General features: G+C 60.9%; 14 protein-coding genes. 10 read left to right on the top strand and 4 right to left on the bottom strand.

Annotated features, from left to right (window positions below; genetic code table 11):
- Window position 1: 1 nt before the first annotated feature.
- From H8F22_RS09075 to H8F22_RS09045, 7 genes are all read left to right on the top strand, one after another.
- Window positions 2-982 carry an acyl-CoA dehydrogenase family protein gene (locus tag H8F22_RS09075; RefSeq protein WP_059180924.1) on the top strand — a complete coding sequence of 327 codons (981 nt, stop codon included), beginning with the start codon at window positions 2-4 and terminating at the stop codon, window positions 980-982.
- Window positions 979-1737 carry a PIG-L deacetylase family protein gene (locus tag H8F22_RS09070; protein WP_027923468.1) on the top strand — a complete coding sequence of 253 codons (759 nt, stop codon included), beginning with the start codon at window positions 979-981 and terminating at the stop codon, window positions 1735-1737. Before H8F22_RS09075 ends, H8F22_RS09070 begins: the two co-directional genes overlap by 4 nt.
- Window positions 1734-2333, top strand: coding sequence for an SAM-dependent methyltransferase (locus H8F22_RS09065; protein ID WP_027923467.1), 600 nt, complete (start codon window positions 1734-1736; stop codon window positions 2331-2333). The genes H8F22_RS09070 and H8F22_RS09065 overlap by 4 nt, the downstream gene beginning before the upstream one ends.
- The gene (locus tag H8F22_RS09060; RefSeq protein WP_027923466.1) at window positions 2330-2989 is read left to right on the top strand and encodes a glycosyltransferase; all 660 of its coding nucleotides are present in this window, start codon (window positions 2330-2332) and stop codon (window positions 2987-2989) included. Before H8F22_RS09065 ends, H8F22_RS09060 begins: the two co-directional genes overlap by 4 nt.
- Before the next feature lie 125 nt (window positions 2990-3114).
- Window positions 3115-3873, top strand: coding sequence for a PIG-L deacetylase family protein (locus tag H8F22_RS09055; RefSeq protein ID WP_059180926.1), 759 nt, complete (start codon window positions 3115-3117; stop codon window positions 3871-3873).
- Between the two features lie 102 nt (window positions 3874-3975).
- The gene (locus H8F22_RS09050) at window positions 3976-4764 is read left to right on the top strand and encodes an endonuclease/exonuclease/phosphatase family protein (RefSeq protein ID WP_027923464.1); all 789 of its coding nucleotides are present in this window, start codon (window positions 3976-3978) and stop codon (window positions 4762-4764) included.
- A gap of 316 nt (window positions 4765-5080) precedes the next feature.
- Window positions 5081-6154 (top strand): autotransporter domain-containing protein, encoded by a 1074-nt coding sequence (locus tag H8F22_RS09045; RefSeq protein ID WP_027923463.1) that lies wholly within the window; start codon window positions 5081-5083, stop codon window positions 6152-6154.
- Window positions 6155-6280: 126 nt separating this feature from the next.
- On the opposite strand, the gene glgB is transcribed toward H8F22_RS09045, so the two are convergent.
- From glgB to H8F22_RS09030, 3 genes are all read right to left on the bottom strand, one after another.
- A complete protein-coding gene (glgB, locus tag H8F22_RS09040; RefSeq protein ID WP_027923462.1) occupies window positions 6281-8512 on the bottom strand; it encodes a 1,4-alpha-glucan branching protein GlgB in 2232 nt (743 codons plus the stop codon).
- A gap of 2 nt (window positions 8513-8514) precedes the next feature.
- Window positions 8515-11856 (bottom strand): maltose alpha-D-glucosyltransferase, encoded by a 3342-nt coding sequence (gene treS, locus H8F22_RS09035; protein WP_027923461.1) that lies wholly within the window; start codon window positions 11854-11856, stop codon window positions 8515-8517.
- A 157-nt stretch (window positions 11857-12013) separates the two neighbouring features.
- Entirely contained in the window at window positions 12014-14008 is a 1995-nt protein-coding gene (locus H8F22_RS09030; RefSeq protein WP_027923460.1) for an alpha-1,4-glucan--maltose-1-phosphate maltosyltransferase, read from the bottom strand.
- Between the two features lie 197 nt (window positions 14009-14205).
- On the opposite strand from H8F22_RS09030, the gene H8F22_RS09025 reads away from it, so the two are divergent.
- Window positions 14206-14370 carry a hypothetical protein gene (locus tag H8F22_RS09025; RefSeq protein ID WP_172825905.1) on the top strand — a complete coding sequence of 55 codons (165 nt, stop codon included), beginning with the start codon at window positions 14206-14208 and terminating at the stop codon, window positions 14368-14370.
- 10 nt (window positions 14371-14380) lie between these two features.
- Here the strand turns inward: H8F22_RS09025 and H8F22_RS09020 are convergent, their stop codons facing one another.
- The gene (locus tag H8F22_RS09020) at window positions 14381-14881 is read right to left on the bottom strand and encodes an MgtC/SapB family protein (RefSeq protein ID WP_027923459.1); all 501 of its coding nucleotides are present in this window, start codon (window positions 14879-14881) and stop codon (window positions 14381-14383) included.
- Between the two features lie 121 nt (window positions 14882-15002).
- On the opposite strand from H8F22_RS09020, the gene H8F22_RS09015 reads away from it, so the two are divergent.
- Window positions 15003-15236, top strand: coding sequence for a DUF3203 family protein (locus tag H8F22_RS09015; RefSeq protein WP_027923458.1), 234 nt, complete (start codon window positions 15003-15005; stop codon window positions 15234-15236).
- 195 nt (window positions 15237-15431) lie between these two features.
- A complete protein-coding gene (ccoG, locus tag H8F22_RS09010; protein WP_059180929.1) occupies window positions 15432-16862 on the top strand; it encodes a cytochrome c oxidase accessory protein CcoG in 1431 nt (476 codons plus the stop codon).
- The last annotated feature ends 36 nt before the right edge of the window (window positions 16863-16898 follow it).

The following is a 16898-nucleotide window of genomic DNA, read 5'->3' as shown; positions in this document are numbered from 1 at the left end:
AATGGACCTTCAGGCGTTTCTCGCTCGCCAACCCGCGGATTACGCTGACACTCAGGCGTTAGGTCGTTGCCTGCGGGCGCTGGTGGAAGCTGGACTGGATCAGCTTCCGCTGCCGGGCAGTGGTCGGACGCTGGAGCGTTTTCAGCGTTTGGCCGAGGTCGGCGGGCATGATCTGGGGTTGTGCAAACTGTACGAAGGTCACACCGATGCGCTCGCAATCATCGCGCAACGGGGTGGCGAGCCCACACCCGGTAGCACGTGGGGCATGTGGGCCGCTGAACCGCCGAATGCGCGGGTGCGGGTCAGCCCCCAAGGTTTGCTGAACGGGCGCAAAGCCTGGTGCTCGGGCGCGGCGGTGTTGAGCCATGCCTTGCTCACCGCGTGGGATGAAAACGACTGTCAGCAATTGGTCGCGGTGGCACTGGATCAACCCGGCGTCAGCGTGACGGATCAAGGCTGGCAAGCCGTCGGCATGGCCGCCACCGGCAGCGTCGACGTGCTGTTCGACCATGCTGACACGCACCTCATTGGCCAACCCGGTGATTACTTGCAACGGCCCGGTTTCTGGCAGGGCGGGATCGGCATTGCCGCCTGCTGGTACGGCGCCGCACGCAGCCTCGCCGAACGCCTGCGCACGCACTGTGCGCAACGTGAAGAACCCCACGCCCTCGCCCACCTCGGCGCGGTCGACCGTGCTCTTTTCGCCGCCGCGCAGGTGTTGCGCGCCAGCGCCATGAGCATCGACGCTTCGCCGCTGGATAACGCCGAGTTGCTGGCTCGCCGCGCCCGGGCGGTGGTCGAACAGGCCGCCGAACAGGTGATCCTGCACGTCGGCCACGCCCTCGGCGCCGGGCCTTACTGCAAGGACCGGCAATTCGCCCGGCTGATTGCCGACCTGCCGGTGTTCCTGCGACAAAGCCATGCCGAGCGGGACCTTGCCGCACTGGGCAAACACACCATCAACGGAACATGGACGTTATGAAAACCAACCCCATCGTCGGCCAGGGCACGCCCCTGCACCTGTGGCAAACCTCCCTTCAGCTGGCGCAATTACCGGTGATTGACATCCTCAGCCTGGTGCCAGAAGGCGCCCGCGCGGTGATCATCGCTCCGCACCCGGACGATGAAGTGCTGGGCTGCGGTGGTTTCCTGCAAGTGCTTGCAGCGGCGGGTCGGGCGTTGCAACTGATTTCGGTCACCGATGGCAGCGCCAGTCATCCCGGTTCGACACGCTGGCCCGTGGAACGTCTGAGCGCCGTGCGTCCGCAAGAATCGGCTGAAGCGCTGCGCCGTCTCGGTTTGCCGCTGCACCAGCTGAAATGGCTGCGCGGCGGTTTCAGCGATAGCCAGGTCGCCGCGCGCGAAATCGAGTTGAGCGCGTTCATCGAACAGCATCTGCGCCCCAACGACGTGGTGTTCACGACCTGGCGCGAAGACGGCCATTGCGATCATGAAGCCGTGGGGCGAGCCAGTGCCACCGCCGCCAGACGCGTCGGTGCAACCCTGCATGAACTGCCGGTGTGGACCTGGCACTGGGCAACGCCGGAAGACGCGTTTGTACCGTGGCACCGCGCACGAAAAATCCTCCTGACACCGCCGCTGATCGCGCGCAAACGCCATGCGATTCACGCCTTCGCCAGCCAATTGGAAGGTGACCCGCACATCGGCCTGCCGCCCGTACTGGCGCCCTACGTGCTGGACCGCCTGTTGCAGCCGTTCGAGGTGGTGTTCCTATGAGTGTCGACGATCGTTATTTCGACGGCTTGTTTGCCGGTAACGATGATCCGTGGGCGTTTCGTCAGCGCTGGTACGAGCAGCGCAAACGCGCCATCACCCTCGCCGCCCTGCCCCGTGCGCATTACCGCGCGATCTTTGAACCCGGCTGCGCCAATGGCGAACTGAGTTTTGAACTGGCCAGCCGTTGCGATCGCCTGCTGTGCTGCGACACCGCCGCCGCAGCCGTTGCGTTGGCGCGCACCCGCCTCGGCCCGTTCGATCACGCCGAAGTGCGCCACGCGCGCTTGCCAGTCGATTGGCCGGAGGAAAAATTCGACCTGATCGTGCTCAGTGAAATCGGTTACTACCTTGATGCCGAGGACTTGAAACGCCTGATCCAACAAGCCGAACAGTCACTCACCGCCGACGGCCAACTGCTGGCCTGCCACTGGCGCCCGCCCATCGACGGCTGCCCGTTGAACGCACGACAAGTGCACGACTTGCTCCACGAACACTTGCCGTTGCCGCGTCTGGTCTTGCATCAGGAAGCGGATTTCCTGCTGGAGCTCTGGAGCCGCGAACCGCGCTCCGTGGCGACACTTGAGGGCCTGCGATGATTGGCATTCTGATCCCCGCGCATAACGAAGAAGACTTGCTCGCCGACTGCCTGCAAGCCGCCCTGTGTGCGTCGCAACATGAGTTGCTGCGCGGTGAAAGCGTCGCGGTGCTGGTGGTGCTCGACAGTTGCACCGATCGATCGGGCGAGATTGTCCAGCGCTACCCGGTCCACAGTCTGAGCATCGAGGCTCGCAACGTCGGCCAGGCACGCGCGGTCGGGGCAAGCTTTCTGCTGGCATTGGGGGTGCGCTGGATTTCCTGCTCAGACGCCGACAGTCGAGTCGCGCAGGATTGGCTGGTGGCGCAGTTGTCCCTGGATGCGGACGCGGTGTGCGGCACGGTCACGGTCGATGCGTGGCACGAGTCATTCGACGAATCGGCACAGATTCGCTACCACCAGCATTACCACGCCCGCGACGGCCATCGGCACATTCACGGCGCCAACCTGGGCATCAGTGCCGACGCCTATCGGCGCGCCGGCGGGTTCGAACCGCTGGCCTGCCATGAAGATGTGCAACTGGTGCGACAACTGGAGCGCTGCGGCGCGAAAATTGCCTGGAGTCATCGCCCGCAAGTGCTCACCAGCGCCCGCCTGGACAGTCGCGCTCGGGGTGGTTTCGGCGACTATTTACACGATCTGGCAAAGATCGACTAAAAAAAACCGGCTTAGGTGGAACCGTTACGCGACGAATAGGATTACTTGAGCAATACTCAGCACGCGACGATCCAGGGTACGGAGAAGTCGCACATTGCTATCAAACAGAACAAGGACGTAGCCCGATGAAATCCGTCTCCATCATCGACAGCAGCCAGCCAGCACAAATCTGGAACAGCGCGCTGCAACTGGACAACATCCCCGTCATCAACACCCAGACCCTGGTCCCCGCCGGCGCTCGCGCCGTGGTGATCGCGCCGCATCCCGGCGATGAAGTGGTCACCTGCGGCGGCCTGTTGCAGTTGCTCTCGACCCTCGGTCATCCCCTTCAATTGATCTCGGTCACCGATGGCAGTGCCACTCAACCGGGCTCACAACAATGGTCGGAAAAGCGCCTAAGCGTGTTTCGCGGTCAGGAAAGCGTCGAGGCCTTGCGCCGGCTCGGCTTGCCGATGCACAGCCTGAAATGGATTCGGGGGGGCTTCACTGATTTCGTCCTGGCGGAATACGAGACGCAACTGACCCGTTTCATCGCCCGCTACCTGCGTCCCGGCGACGTGGTGTTCAGCACCTGGCGCGAAGACGGCACGCCCGACCACGACGCCGTCGGCCGTGCCAGCGCCGCTGCGGCGAGCATGGTCGGTGCGACATTCCATGAAATACCGGTGTGGGCCTGGCACTGGCCGGCTCGTGACCAGGGGCTGATGCCCTGGCATCGGGCCCGCAAAGTCCGCCTCGACACCTGGACGGTCGCGCGCAAAAGCCACGCCACCCATGCCTACGCCAGCCAGCTCGACGGCGAACCGGCCTTGGGCATCGCACCGCTGCTGCCCCGGGTGATCCTGGACCGCATGCGCTTGCCCTATGAAATCGTCTTCGTCTGACACACCGCAAAACCCAAAATCGCGGTAATGCGAGGATCCCGCTGAACTGCACGGCACTGCATCAGTCGCATGCATAAGCAGCCAAATTTCAGAGGAGCCATCGTGACCAGCGATTCCGAGCAGCGGGCCACCCTCAAGCCGTCCCCGGCGATTCATCGCCTGAGGGTGCTGACGGTCAATACGCACAAGGGCTTCACCGCCTTCAACCGGCGTTTCATCCTCCCGGAGCTGCGCGAGGCGGTGCGCAGTACGTCGGCAGATCTTGTGTTCCTGCAAGAAGTGGTCGGCGAACACGATCGGCACTCTTCGCGTTATTACAACTGGCCGCAGACCTCGCAATACGAATTCCTCGCCGACAGCATGTGGAGCGATTTCGCCTATGGGCGCAATGCCGTCTACCCGGATGGCCACCACGGCAATGCCTTGCTGTCGAAATACCCGATCCGCGAGTTCCGTAACCTTGACGTGTCAATCACCGGTCCCGAACGACGCGGGTTGTTGCATTGTGTGCTGGAGGTGCCTGGGCACGCTGAAGTGCATGCGATTTGCGTACACCTGAGCCTGCTCGAAAGTCATCGTCAGTTGCAGTTGCAGCTCCTCTGCCAACTGCTGGACTCCCTGCCCGACGATGCCCCGGTGATTATTGCCGGCGATTTCAACGACTGGCAGTTGCACGGCAATGCCGCCCTCGCCCGTCGCGACTACCTGCACGAAGCGTTCGAACGCCATAACGGGCGACCGGCCAAAACCTACCCCGCGCGTTTTCCGTTGCTGCGCCTGGACCGGATTTACCTGCGCAATGCCAGTAGCCATGAACCACGAATCCTCGGCAATAAACCCTGGACGCACCTGTCGGATCACCTGCCGCTGGCGGTGGAGGTACACCTCTAGCAATTGAGTAAAAGCTCTGATTAGCGGCTTTCTTGACGTTTTGTCGAACAAACAAGCGCTTAGATCTGCGTCGAAAATCAGTCACTTGCAGCGCCTAAAATACCCATACCATTTATCGGGCATTTTCTTGACGCACCGTCAACGGTCTTCTTAGCTACACCTTACTACCCCCGAAGTACCATCAGGGGGCATCCCCCCCAGACACCCGCCAATCCGGGCGCCCAGCGGCTTGCCCTCACTCCATTCGGCCGCCCCTCATTCGGGGTAGGAGAGACGCCACAGCGAGATACCGCATGCGATTGCAAGGTAGACCCCCATGAAGACTTCATTCACCCAACAAGAGATAAAAGTCACTTTTTGCACTGTCTCGAGCTCTATCCTGCTGTGCTCGACCCTCGAGGCCCAGGCGGCACCCGCGGAGGAAGAAACCCTTCCATGGTATCGCCAGGATGTTCCCGTCCTCACCTTGCCAACCACGCATTTCACCTCGCTGTACCCCGGTCACTTCGGCGCCGCGTCCGATAGTCGAAGTTCACACCTGACCATCGAAGACGAAGCGCCTTCGACCTGGGACCAGGTCTACGGCAAGCCGTCGCGGCAGGCGCAAACCGATTTTCTGTCACAGGGCTCTTCGATCACGGGCAGCACTGAATTCAAAGGGCCGGCGATCCTCACCTTGCAGAGTGGTAGCGGTCATACCCAGCAGGTCGGACTGGTCGGCGGCACCACCCGATTACAAGGCAATAGCAACGGCTTGCTGACCAGTCCAGCCCTGGCCGACCCCAACAACGATACCCTCAACCTTCAAGGCCAGAGCCTCGGTGCTTACTGGAGCCTGACCGGCCCTCAAGGCTGGCACGTGGATTTGACCGCCAGCGGTGGCCGGGTCAACGGCTTCAGCCGAAATGACCAGGGCGCGCGGCAAGCCACCGAAGGCAGTGCGATGACGTTGTCGGTGGAAGGCGGTTTCCCGATTGGCCTGAGTGAGAACTGGGTCGTCGAACCCCAGGCTCAGTTGATCAATCAACGCATCACACTGGATACGCCGTATGCCGGCTCAGGGAACGCGTCATCCAGCGACCTGACGTCCTGGAGCGGCCGGGTCGGTGCGCGATTGAAAGGGAGTTACGACATCAATGGCCTGGGCGTCGAACCCTACGTGCGGACCAACTTGTGGCACACCGTGTACACCGGCAATACCGTGACCCTCGATCAGGTCGACAAGATCAGCAGCAGCCGCAATTCATCCACGGTTGAGGTGGGGCTGGGATTGGTGGCCAAGGTCACGCCGGCGGTGAGTTTCTACGTCAGTGCGGATTACAGCAGTGATGTGGATGACAATGATTTGAATGGGTTGATCGGGAGTCTGGGGGTGCGGATGCGGTGGTGAGCGCCAGACATCAAAAGAGGCTTTGTCAGGGCTGACGCCTTCGCGAGCAAGCCACGCCCCCACAGTTGGAATGCGTACCCCTGTGGGAGCGTGGCTTGCCCGCGATGGGAGCGACTCGGTCTCAGATCAGCCCTCAGGCCGCAAGATCAATACCGCCAGCGGCGGCAGATTCAATACCAGCGACAGTGCCTGCCCATGGCTCGGTTCCTCCTCCGTAAACGCCCCGCCACTGTTGCCATAATTGGAACCGGCATACATCGCCGCATCGCTGTTGATCAATTCGGTCCAGCGCCCGGCAAACGGTACGCCGACGCGATAGCCCTCACGCGGCACCGGCGTAAAGTTGGCCACGACCAGCACCGGCCGCCCCTCCTTGCTCCAGCGCAACCACGCGTAGACGCTGTTGATCGCATCGTCTCCGATCAGCCACTGGAAGCCTTGCGGGGCATCGTCCTGCTCATGCAGCGCCGGCTCTTCGCGGTACAGCCGATTGAGGTCGCCGACCAGCTTCTGCACCCCTTTGTGCTCGGGGTATTGCAGCAGGTACCAGTCGAGTTGCTGATCGTGGTTCCACTCGCGCCATTGGCCAAATTCGCAGCCCATGAACAACAGCTTCTTGCCCGGGTGCGTCCACATGAAGCTCAAGTAGGCGCGCAAATTGGCAAACTTCTGCCAGCGGTCGCCGGGCATCTTGTCGATCAGCGAGTGCTTGCCGTGGACCACTTCATCGTGGGAAATCGGCAGGATGAAACGCTCGGACCAGGCGTACACCAGGCCAAAACTCAATTCGTTGTGATGATGGGCGCGGTACACCGGGTCCTGCTGGATGTAATGCAGCGAATCGTGCATCCAGCCCATGTTCCATTTGTAGGCAAAGCCCAGACCGCCCTGTTGCGTGCTTTGGCTGACACCCGGCCATGCGGTGGACTCTTCGGCGATGACCAGCGCACCCGGCGCCTCGAGCGCCACCACGTCGTTGAGGTGACGCAAGAAGTCGATGGCTTCGAGGTTTTCACGACCGCCGTGGCGGTTCGGCACCCATTCTCCAGCCTTGCGCGAGTAATCGCGATAGAGCATCGACGCCACCGCATCGACACGCAGCCCATCGACGTGGAAATGCTTGAGCCAGTGCAACCCTGAAGCCAGCATGTAACCGTGCACTTCGGTGCGGCCGAGGTTGTAGATCAGCGTGTCCCAGTCCTGATGAAAACCTTCCTGCGGGTTGCCGTATTCATACAACGCCGTGCCGTCGAATTGCGCCAGGCCGTGGGTGTCGGTCGGAAAATGCGCCGGCACCCAATCGAGAATCACGCCGATTTCCGCCTGGTGGCAGGCGTTGACGAACGCGGCAAAGTCATCCGGCGAACCGTAACGGGCGCTGGGGGCGAATTGCGACAGCAGTTGATAACCCCACGAGCCGCCAAACGGGTGCTCCATGATCGGCATCAGTTCGATGTGAGTGAAGCCCAAGTCCTTCACATACGGAATCAGCCGCTCACCCAACTCGTGCCAGGTGTACTGGCGGGCGACCTCGCCCAGATCGTCCAGCTCACATTGCCAGGAACCGGCATGCAGTTCGTAGATCGACAGCGGCGCCGTAGGTCGCTGACGTTCGCCACGCGACGCCATCCACGCCTGATCCTGCCAGTCGATGTTCAGCGGCGAAGCGACTTTCGAGGCCGTGTCTGGCGGCAAGGTAGTGGCCAACGCCATCGGGTCAGCCTTGAGCGGCAATATGCCGTGGCTGCCGAGGATTTCGTATTTGTACGCCTCACCGGCTCGCAGACGCGGGATGAACAGCTCCCAGACCCCGGTCGGATGGCGCAGACGCATGGGATGGCGACGACCGTCCCAGTTGTTGAAATCACCGACCACCGACACGCGCTTGGCGTTGGGCGCCCACACGGCGAAACGCACGCCGTCGACGCCGTCGACCGTCTTCAACTGCGCGCCGAGGCAACTGCTCAGGTCGCGGTGATTGCCTTCGGCAAACAGGTACAAATCCATCTCGCCGAGCAGCGGGCCAAAGCTGTAAGGGTCTTCGCTGACTTGTTCGCCACCGGCCCAACGGGTGCGCAACAGGTACGCCTGGGCGCGGTCGAAATGCCCGACAAACAGCCCCGGTGTCTGGGTGGCTTCAAGGTGGCCGAGCTCTTCCCCGGAGTCCCTGGCCAACACTTGCACGCTCAAGGCGTCCGGCAGATAGGCACGAATGAATTGCCCACCGGCGCCATCGCCATGGGGGCCGAGAATTGCAAAGGGGTCGTGATGCTCGGCGCGCACCAGCGCGTCGATGTCCCGCGATCTGGGCAGTAACGCCTCTTTAGCGTGACCCTGTTCCTTGTTCGAGAAACTCATGACTACTCTCCACCAAGATCGGAAAAGGGTTTAAGCCCACTTAATAATCCATACAAACCGTGCAACGGCACCGGCAGCCAAGTGGGTCGATTTTCGGCCTCATACGCCACTTCATAGGCCGCCTTCTCCAGACCGAACAACGCCAGCGCGGCGTCCTCGCCTTCCGGATCTTGCCACGCATGAGCAAGACTAGCTGCCGCCAGCCGATAAGCGTCGACAAATGCCTGTTTTGCTTCAATCAGGTAACGCTCGGCGACCCGATGGCGCGCCCCCTGAGCCTCAGCCGTGTTGTCGACGTTGTGCACATTGATCGTCATCGCGGCGGCGTAATCGAATGAACGCAACACGCCGCTGACGTCTTTGTACGGGCTGTGCTTGCCCCGTCGTTCACGCAGCGGCCGCGCCGGCTCACCCTCGAAATCGATCAGGTAGGCATCGCCCTTGATCACCAACACCTGGCCCAGGTGCAAGTCGCCGTGGACGCGGATGCGCAAGCCACCGACGGCTTTCCTGCCCAGTTCCTGAACGTGGCTGAGGATGGCTTTTTTCTCGTCCAGTAAACGACTGACCAAGGCTTGGTCCGCCGGGTTCAGTTGATTTTGATGCTGCTTGAGCAACTTGAGCGCGTGCTCCAGCTGCGCCGCCACGTCCTTGGCCGAGGCCAGTGCCTCTTTCGCCGTCGTCACCTGCGGCGCGAAGTCCTTGTCTTGGGTCGGCGCTGCCAGCACCTGGTGCATTTCCCCCAGGCGCTGGCCGAGCATGCCGGCAAAATCCCTCAGCTCACCGAGGGCGTTGTAGTGCTGTTCCTGCTCGGAGATCGCATCAGCCAACTCGTCACGCAGCGCGCGTTCAAGGTTGTTCTGGGTCCATTCCCAGGCATCACCCTGATTGCTCAAATAACCCTGGGCGATCATCAACAAGGTGTCTTCGCCGTGTTCGTCACGGCGCACCACCGAGCCCAGCAGTGGCGAGATGTTCTGGAACCCGGCGTTGGTCAGGTAGGCGCTCATTTCCAGTTCCGGGTGCACGCCCGAGGCGAGTTTGCGGATCAGTTTGAGCACCAGGCTGTTGCCGATCACCACCGAACTGTTGGATTGCTCGGCCGACAGATAGCGAACAGGCGACTCTTGCGTCAGTCCGAGTTTCGCCAGCTCCACGGTCGGCTCGAAGCGGATGTCACCCGCGCTCGACGGCAACACCGTCTCGTTCTGCATACCAGCCAGCACGGCATGGATAAAGGGTTCGAGGCTGAAGGCATCAGTAATCAAACCCACCTGACGGCCCCGACGCACCCGCGACAACGCCAGCTGCTGAGGCAGTGCGGCGCCGACCTGATCTTCGGGAATAAAGCCGAATGGCAACTGGTAGCGGTGGGTCTGGCCGGCGCTGGTGACTTCGATTTCGCTCAACAGCACCGGGTGCAGCGGATCGCCGAAGCGTACGCCATAGGCCAGGTTGACCTGTTCGATGGCCGCGTCCTTGCCGGCAAACCAGCGGCGGTTCTGTAGCCAATTCGGCAGAATGCCTTGTTCCAGCGTGCCGCGAGACGGCGTTTCGAGCAGTTCTTCCATGCGTTTCTTCAACACCAGCGTGGTGAAGTCCGGCAGGCTTTGTGCCGGTTCCACGTGCCAGCTCGGCATCTGGTTTTCCGCCGCGAGCCCGAACCAATAGAAGCCGTATGGCGCCAGGGTCAGGAGGAAATTCAACTGTCCAATCGGAGGGAACGCATTACCACCGAGCATCTCCACCGGCACCATGCCGACGTACGCCGACAGGTCGAGTTCCGCCGCCTGGGCACTGCGCGAGACGTTGGCTACACAGAGGATGATTTCGTGCTTGCCATCCTCGCCAGTGAATTCACGGGTGTAGGCCAGAATCCGGCGGTTGCTCGGCGAAAGCATTTTCAGCGTACCGCGCCCGAACGCCTTGGACTGTTTGCGCACCGCGAGCATGCGTCGGGTCCAGTTGAGCAGCGAATGCGGATCGCCAGCCTGGGTTTCGACGTTGACCGACAGGTAGCCGTATTGCGGGTCCATGATCGGTGGCAACACCAGGCTCGCCGGGTCGGCGCGGGAGAACCCGCCGTTGCGGTCAATCGACCACTGCATCGGCGTGCGCACGCCATCGCGGTCGCCGAGGTAGATGTTGTCGCCCATGCCGATTTCATCGCCGTAATACAGGGTTGGCGTGCCGGGCATCGACAGTAGCAGGCTATTGAGCAGCTCAACGCGACGGCGATCTCGCTCCACCAGCGGCGCCAGTCGACGGCGAATCCCCAGGTTGATTCGCGCCCGACGGTCGGCCGCGTAGTAATTCCACAGGTAATCGCGCTCCTTGTCGGTGACCATTTCCAGGGTCAGCTCATCGTGGTTGCGCAGGAAAATCGCCCACTGACAATTGGCCGGGATCTCCGGGGTCTGGCGCAGGATGTCGGTGATCGGGAAGCGATCTTCCTGGGCCAGCGCCATGTACATGCGCGGCATCAACGGGAAGTGAAAGGCCATGTGGCATTCGTCGCCATTCAAGCCCTGGGCGTCGGTTTCACCGAAATACAGTTGCGTGTCTTCCGGCCATTGATTGGCTTCGGCCAGCAGCATGCGGTCCGGGTAATTGGCGTCGATCTCGGCGCGGATCTGCTTCAGGACGTCGTGGGTCTCGGGGAGGTTTTCGTTGTTAGTGCCGTCCCGTTCGATCAGGTACGGAATGGCGTCCAGCCGCAGGCCGTCGATGCCCATGTCGAGCCAGTAGCGCATCACCGAGAGCACGGCTTTCATGACCTGCGGGTTATCGAAATTCAGGTCCGGCTGGTGGGAGTAGAAACGGTGCCAGAAGTATTGGCCGGCCACCGGGTCCCAGGTCCAGTTGGATTTCTCGGTGTCGAGAAAGATGATCCGGGTGCCGTCGTACTTGTGATCATCATCGGACCAGACGTAAAAGTCCCGCGCCGCCGAGCCGGGTTTGGCCTTGCGCGCACGCTGGAACCAGGCGTGCTGGTCCGAGGTGTGGTTGATGACCAGTTCGGTAATCACACGCAGGCCGCGTTCATGGGCTTCAGAGATGAAGCGCTTGGCATCGGCCATCGTGCCGTAGTCGGCGTGGACACCTCGGTACTCGGCGATGTCGTAGCCATCATCGCGGCGTGGCGAGGGGTAGAACGGCAATAGCCAGATGGTGTTGACGCCGAGGTCGGCAATGTAGTCGAGTTTGGCGATCAGGCCGGGAAAGTCGCCGATCCCGTCATTGTTGGAGTCGAAAAATGATTTGACGTGAACCTGGTAGATCACCGCGTCCTTGTACCAGAGCGGGTCCTTAATGAAGGTGGCTGCCTTGGGTTTCTTCGCCATTTGAAACTCCTGTTGAAATCGAAAAAGCCGCTGAGCCCAAACACAATGATTACCTGCGGGAGCGAGCCTGCTCGCGAAGAGGCCGGTACATCCGATCCATCTTTGGCGATTGGATCACCGCTTTCGCGAGCAGGCTCGCTCCCACAGGTTCTGCGTTCTAGACGGTTATTCGCCATATGCCGAACGGCTGATACGCCGGGTCGATACGCATGAACTGGTACTTGCCATACCAGGTCCAGCGATGCCCGTTCATCAAGTCTTCGCCCTGGGTGATGGCGTCGTCAGGCAAACCCATTTCCCACAGCGGCAATTCGAAATTCGCTTCCTGGACGTTATGCGGATCGAGACTGACCGCCACCAGAATGAAGTTGCTGCCGTCCGCGCTGCGCTTGCCGAAATACAGAATGTTGTCGTTCCACGCGTTGTAGACCTTCAGGCCCAGGTGCGTATGCAATGCCGGGTTCTGCCGGCGGATGCGGTTGAGCTGCGCGATCTCGGCAATGATGTTGCCCGGCGCATTGAAGTCCCTTGGGCGAATTTCGTACTTCTCGGAGTCCAGGTATTCCTCTTTGCCCGGGATCGGCGCCGATTCACACAGTTCAAAACCCGAGTACATGCCCCACAGGCCAGAGCCCATGGTCGCCAGCGCCGCACGGATCAGAAAACCGGCACGCCCGGACTCGTGCAAAAAGAACGGGTTGATGTCCGGCGTGTTGACGAAGAAATTCGGCCGGTAGCATTCGCGCCACGGCGATTCATTGAGCTCGGTGAAATACGTCGCCAGCTCATGCTTGGTGTTGCGCCAGGTGAAATAGGTGTAGCTCTGCGAGTAACCGACCTTGCCCAGCCGCGCCATCATCGCCGGGGTGGTAAAGGCTTCCGCGAGAAAAATCACTTCGGGGTACAACGCGCGTACATCGGCGATCAGCCATTGCCAGAACGGCAGCGGCTTGGTGTGCGGGTTGTCGACGCGAAAGATCTTAACGCCCTCCTCGACCCAGCCGACCACGATGTCGCGCAATTCGACCCACAGACTGGGAATCGCCTCGGCCGCATAGAAATCGACGTTGACGATGTCCTGGTATTTCTTCGGCGGGTTCTCGGCGTATTTGATCGTGCCGTCCGGCCGCCAGTTGAACCAGCCCGGGTGCTGCTGCAGCCAGGGGTGGTCCTGTGAGCACTGAATGGCAAAATCGAGGGCGATTTCCAGTCCGTAGTCCGCCGCCGTGGCTACCAGTCGACGGAAGTCTTCGCGGGTCCCCAGTTCTGAATGAATCGCCTCGTGCCCGCCCTCTTCGCCACCAATCGCATAGGGGCTGCCGGGGTCGTCGGGGCCGGCGGTCAGGGAATTGTTCGGGCCTTTGCGATAACTGCGGCCGATCGGGTGGATCGGCGGAAAGTACAGGACGTCGAAGCCCATGTCCTGAATCATCGGCAACCGCGAATGCACATCATTGAAGGTGCCATGACGGGCCGGATCGTCGGTGATCGAGCGCGGAAACAACTCATACCAACTGGCAAACTGCGCCAGTTCCCGTTCGACATCCAGCGGGAACTCGGGGCTGAGGCTGAGATAAGCACGATGGTCGGCCTGGGCCATCAGGTCGGCGCTACGCTGGTGCAGAAACAGCGCCACCTGCTCGTTTTCGAGCAGGCCGGACAATTCGTGGTGCAGCGCCGCCAGTTGTTCGCTCAACTCGCCGTCGCTACGTTCGGCCGCCAGGTGGACCTGCGTGCGCCCTTCCTGTAACTCGAGACTGACCGGGACTCGCGCCGCGTGCTTCTTCCCAAGCTCATAACAGAAGCTGGCGAACTGATCGATCCAGGCTTCGATGCAAAACAGGTAGCGCCCCTCACGCACGACACGGAACTGGCCTTGCCAGCCGTTATTGCCCAGCTCCGCCATGACTGCGCTTTGCCAGACCTCGTCGCCTTCGGCACGCCAGCGCACCCGCACGGCCAGTTTGTCGTGACCGTCGGCAAACACTTTGCTGGTCACCACCACGTCCTGACCGATCACGGCCTTGACGGCGAACTGTCCGCCATCGAGGGTCGGGTGGGTGTTTTCAATCGCGATTCGCGGTAGCAGCAACGCTTGCGACAGCGGCATGTGAGGGTTGTAGTTCAGCTCTGTCGGTTTTTCAGCAGTCATCGAGCATCTCTCCTTTACGCCCCATGGACGCTCTTGTACCGGATGGTCCCTGAATAGATTCACTTAGGTTGGGAGCCACCGGCTTCACTAAAAGTTCAGAGGGATTTGCCTCGGCATTTAAGGGGAATCAAATCCCGCGTCGGGAGGTCAATCCACTTAAGCACGACTTACGCCATGTGCCACTGGAGGCTTGAACAATGAGTATTCCAATCCCTGCCGAAACACCTGATCCGAACATCGACAGCCCGGTGATTCCGCCGACCGAGCCGCAACCCGTGCCCGAGCAAGACCCGCCCGGCACTCAACCGCCACCTCGGGAAGAACCACCGAGCACCCTGCCGCCGGTGATTGTGAAGCCCTGATCATGACAATTTACGGGGTGCGGTCCTTGTCGATCAGGCGCACGATCCTTGGCATCACGCTAAAAATGGCCAATGCCAAAAACGTACTGAACACCGCCGTCGCCTCGCGCCCCAGCCCGGCCGACACTCCGATGGCGGCGGTCATCCACAACCCGGCGGCGGTGGTCAGGCCTTTGACATGACCTTCATCACCCTCGTTGTTTTTCAGGATAGTCCCGGCACCGAGAAAGCCGATCCCGGCGATGACGCCCTGCACCACACGGCTCATGGCGTCGGCCTGAGCGCCGGACATCTGCGGCACCAGCACAAACAGCGCCGCCCCCAGCGCTACCAGCATGTGGGTGCGCACCCCGGCGGCCTTGCCTTTGTGCTCGCGCTCGAAACCGAGAATTCCACCCAGCACCGCCGCTATCAGCAGGCGCACAGTAATACGCGTCAATTGGGACGCGTCACCGATGTCGGCGAACTCCCCTTGCAGCGTCACCCAAACTTCATGCCACCAGGCGTTCATGCTGTGGTCCTTGTGCCGGTTGTTTGAGGATGGACCGCGCCGACCATTAATCAGTTGCACCGAACGATGGCCGGCGAATGCGCCCTAACGTTTAAGTACCCGCAGAAAAAAGGACAACACCATGACCGTACGCATCGAAAACAAGACCTGCTTCTTTACCACCGAAAACGGCGAGGAAATTCGTTTGGGTCCCGACGTCACCATCATCACTGACTCGGAAAAATCCATGTCAGCGGTGGACCTCAACGACCAGCGTATTTACATCACCGAAGCAGAAGCCGATGCATTGACCGTAGCAGGCGCGGTGGACGGTCGCCGGCATTTGAAGGCCACGGACAGTGATTCGGTGATTTGACTGACACCGATCAACAACCCCGGCGCAGGCTTGGGATAGAGGTCTGCGTCCTGTCAGGGCAGGTGCTTCAAGTTGTCGCACAGGGCGGATCAGCGCTCATCTGATCCGCTTTTTATTGCAATACCTGAGTCTGTTATGCAAACAGATCGACGCTCATAGTGCACTGGCCTGATGGAGGCTGATGAGCGACAGACCATGAGCGATAGAATCCCCGTCCGATTAGTTGAAAGCCCCCCTGCGGTCCAGACGTTTGAGCCTTCGAGACCGAAGATAAAGGCCAAGTCCAGCGACAACCTGATCCACACCCGTAGCTTCACCGGCCTGTTCCGCACCTTGCGATTGAGCGGTGCAGGCTGTCTGTTTCTGCTATTTTTCGGCACGGTGTGGTTGAACTGGGGTGACCGCCAAGCGGTGCTCTGGGACCTTTCCGAGAGCAAATTTCACATCTTCGGCGCGACCTTCTGGCCGCAGGATTTCATTCTGCTGTCGGCGCTGTTGATCATCGCCGCGTTCGGCCTGTTTGCGATCACCGTGTTCGCCGGTCGGGTCTGGTGCGGCTACACCTGCCCGCAGAGTTCCTGGACCTGGATCTTCATGTGGTGCGAGAAAATCACCGAAGGCGAGCGCAACCAGCGCATCAAGCTGCAAGCCGCGCCATGGGGCCTGAACAAACTGCTGCGGCGTTCCGCCAAGCACACACTGTGGCTGGCGATCAGCCTGCTCACCGGCCTGACCTTCGTCGGCTATTTCACCCCGATCCGGCCGTTGGCCGAAGAGCTGCTGACCTGGCAAATGGGCGGCGTCAGTCTGTTCTGGGTGCTGTTCTTTACCGGCGCCACGTACATCAACGCCGGCTGGCTGCGCGAAGCGGTGTGCATGCACATGTGCCCGTATGCGCGGTTCCAGAGTGTGATGTTCGACAAGGACACCCTGACCATTTCCTATGACGCGGCCCGTGGCGAAAACCGTGGTGCGCGCAAACGTGAAGTGAAACCGGCCGAGGTCGGGCTGGGCGATTGCATCGACTGTCAGTTGTGCGTGCAGGTCTGCCCGACCGGCATCGACATCCGTGATGGCTTGCAGATGGAGTGCATCGGTTGTGCCGCGTGTATCGACGCCTGTGATTCGATCATGGACAAAATGGGCTATGCCCGTGGGCTGATCAGCTACACCTCCGAGCATGAATTGCAGGGAGGCAAGACCCACCTGCTGCGGCCACGGCTGATCGGTTACACGGCGGTGCTGTTGGTGATGATCGGCGCCCTCGCTTTTGCCTTGGTGGAACGGCCGATGGTGTCGCTGGACGTAAGCAAAGACCGTGGGTTGTTCCGTGAAAACAGTCAGGGGCAGATCGAAAACATCTACAGCCTCAAGGTCATCAATAAAACCCAGCTGCGTCAGGACTATCATTTGAGTCTGGTCGATGGCGACGGCTTCCAGCTGCAAGGCAAGACGCAACTGAGCCTGGCGCCGGGCGAGATTGTCGATGTGCCTGTGTCGGTGGCGATGACCACAGAACGGCCGAGCAGCAGTTCGCAGACGATCATATTCAAGATTGAAGACAGCGATGAGCCGGATGTTTATAGCGAAGCCAAGAGCCGGTTTGTTGCGCCGATGAACCGTTGATCCCTTAGACTGCGGTGCCCTGTGGCGAGGGGGCAA

Source organism: Pseudomonas mucoides, assembly GCF_015461845.1.
GTDB classification, from domain to species: domain Bacteria; phylum Pseudomonadota; class Gammaproteobacteria; order Pseudomonadales; family Pseudomonadaceae; genus Aquipseudomonas; species Aquipseudomonas mucoides.
This window is presented reverse-complemented; position numbering and strand designations above follow the sequence as displayed.

Coding starts and splice junctions, on each gene's coding strand:
- H8F22_RS09075 (WP_059180924.1), top strand. CDS start 2: ATGGACCTTCAGGCGTTTCTCGCTCGCCAACCCGCGGATTACGCTGAC.
- H8F22_RS09070 (WP_027923468.1), top strand. CDS start 979: ATGAAAACCAACCCCATCGTCGGCCAGGGCACGCCCCTGCACCTGTGG.
- H8F22_RS09065 (WP_027923467.1), top strand. CDS start 1,734: ATGAGTGTCGACGATCGTTATTTCGACGGCTTGTTTGCCGGTAACGAT.
- H8F22_RS09060 (WP_027923466.1), top strand. CDS start 2,330: ATGATTGGCATTCTGATCCCCGCGCATAACGAAGAAGACTTGCTCGCC.
- H8F22_RS09055 (WP_059180926.1), top strand. CDS start 3,115: ATGAAATCCGTCTCCATCATCGACAGCAGCCAGCCAGCACAAATCTGG.
- H8F22_RS09045 (WP_027923463.1), top strand. CDS start 5,081: ATGAAGACTTCATTCACCCAACAAGAGATAAAAGTCACTTTTTGCACT.
- glgB (WP_027923462.1), bottom strand. CDS start 8,512: ATGAGTTTCTCGAACAAGGAACAGGGTCACGCTAAAGAGGCGTTACTG.
- treS (WP_027923461.1), bottom strand. CDS start 11,856: ATGGCGAAGAAACCCAAGGCAGCCACCTTCATTAAGGACCCGCTCTGG.
- H8F22_RS09030 (WP_027923460.1), bottom strand. CDS start 14,008: ATGACTGCTGAAAAACCGACAGAGCTGAACTACAACCCTCACATGCCG.
- H8F22_RS09025 (WP_172825905.1), top strand. CDS start 14,206: ATGAGTATTCCAATCCCTGCCGAAACACCTGATCCGAACATCGACAGC.
- H8F22_RS09020 (WP_027923459.1), bottom strand. CDS start 14,881: ATGAACGCCTGGTGGCATGAAGTTTGGGTGACGCTGCAAGGGGAGTTC.
- H8F22_RS09015 (WP_027923458.1), top strand. CDS start 15,003: ATGACCGTACGCATCGAAAACAAGACCTGCTTCTTTACCACCGAAAAC.
- ccoG (WP_059180929.1), top strand. CDS start 15,432: ATGAGCGATAGAATCCCCGTCCGATTAGTTGAAAGCCCCCCTGCGGTC.